2 protein-coding genes are annotated in these 1,692 nt (G+C 48.4%); one reads left to right on the top strand and one right to left on the bottom strand.

Annotation, left to right across the window (positions count from 1 at the left end; translation table 11 throughout):
* On the top strand, window positions 1-1,053 hold a 1,053-nt coding region (locus MED92_RS05220), incomplete at its 5' end, for a 2Fe-2S iron-sulfur cluster-binding protein (protein WP_007020461.1).
* A gap of 287 nt (window positions 1,054-1,340) precedes the next feature.
* On the opposite strand, the gene MED92_RS05215 is transcribed toward MED92_RS05220, so the two are convergent.
* Window positions 1,341-1,692, bottom strand: a 352-nt coding sequence (locus tag MED92_RS05215) for an aldehyde dehydrogenase family protein (RefSeq protein ID WP_007020460.1), incomplete at its 5' end; no start/stop codon positions are given.

The following is a 1,692-nucleotide window of genomic DNA, read 5'->3' as shown; positions in this document are numbered from 1 at the left end:
GAGATCTTTATGGGTGTTGTACGATTAGCCCCTTCGGGTAAAGAAGTAGAATCAAATAGCGGCGAAACAGTTCTCGAAACTCTCGAACGTCACGGTTACGCCCTACCAAATAACTGTCGTGCCGGCGCATGCGGTGAATGTAAAGTAAAAGTAAACAGCGGCGAATTCGATCAGGGCCTGATCATGGACATGGCGCTGTCTCAGGAAGAGCGCGCAGAAGGCTATGGCCTGATGTGCATGTGTAAACCTCTGTCCAATGAATTAGAGATTGAATGGGGTACAGAGGACGCGCAGCCAAAGCTATTCCCTCCTTCAGAAAATATTCGCTTTATTGTAGTGGACCGCATAGAGCGTACTCCACGTATTACTGAACTTCGTATTCGCCCAATCGGCAAGCAGATGCGTTACTGGCCAGGCCAGTACGTGATGGTCAACGATATTGAACGTAAAATAACACCTCGCTGCTATTCGATTGCAAACGCCCCCACCAATGACGGGGAGATCGTTTTACAGATCACTCGCGTACCTGAAGGTTCTACCAGTAACTGGGTGCACGACAACCTGTTCCCAGGCAGCATGCTGAATGTCTCCGGCCCATACGGCACCTTCATTGGTGATCCAAGTACCGACGGACCTGTTCTTTGTCTGGTAGCTGGTACAGGCCTGGCACCTATTCTTTCTCTTGCAGATGCAGCACTTCGTCGCGGCTTCAAGCAACAAGTACACCTGATGTTCTCTGCCCGTAAAGAGGAAGATATCTATGATCGAGGTTTGATGGAATATTGGGATAAGAAGCACCGTCGTTTCAAATTCATTCCGACCCTGACTCAAGAAGAGAAAGACGGTTATCTGCATGGGCGAATCCCTGCGATCCTGGGTGATCAGTACTCTGATCTTTCCCGGCACTCAATCTATATCGCGGGCAGCCCTGAGTTTGTAGATGCATGCGCAGAAGCTGCCAAAGCTTTAGGCGCAAATGAAGATATGATTCATAGCGAAGGGTTCTTTGATCAGGCGCTACCCGTTGCTCCTGAAAGCGATCGACTGGTGTAAATAAATCTTTATTAGAAAGCCTGCCTTTGCAGGCTTTTTTATTGCCTGAAAAACAGTATAAAAAAAGGGAGCTAGTCGCTCCCTGAATAAACCCAAGCAGCGAAGTTCACTTGGGGTGAATACCTCAGAAGGCCTGTTCTGAAGTAAGAGAGGAAAGTAGAGAAGTTCCTCAATGAAGAAAGAAAAAACGGGGGAACGGGCGTCCCCCTAAATTCCAAACTCACGAGCCAGTAAGTTCAGAGCGCAATTAGCTGCCAGCCCGAAGGGGTGGGCTGAGCTAATAAAGCTTATCGATTAATATTTACGACCTGGATAGTCGTGTATTCAAGGAGACCTTCCTGACCAAACTCGACACCAAATCCAGACATCTTACAGCCACCGAATGGGGCATGCGGCAACACCTCTGCATGGCCATTGATCCATACAGTGCCGCACTCCAACTGCGTAGCAATCTGCTGAGCCTGAGCAATATCATTACCCCAGACTGAACCACCTAAACCATTTTCGCTGGCATTAACTTTTGCAACAGCTTCAGAGACATCACTGTAGGCAATAATAGGAAGGACAGGACCAAACTGTTCTTTGTCTACGACGGCCATCCCATCTTTAGCCCCAGTAACGATTGTTGGCGCGATGAAA

The organism is Neptuniibacter caesariensis (assembly GCF_000153345.1).
Taxonomy (GTDB): domain Bacteria; phylum Pseudomonadota; class Gammaproteobacteria; order Pseudomonadales; family Balneatricaceae; genus Neptuniibacter; species Neptuniibacter caesariensis.
The sequence above is the reverse complement of the archived record's forward strand: the minus strand, read 5'-3'. Positions and strand labels throughout refer to the sequence as shown.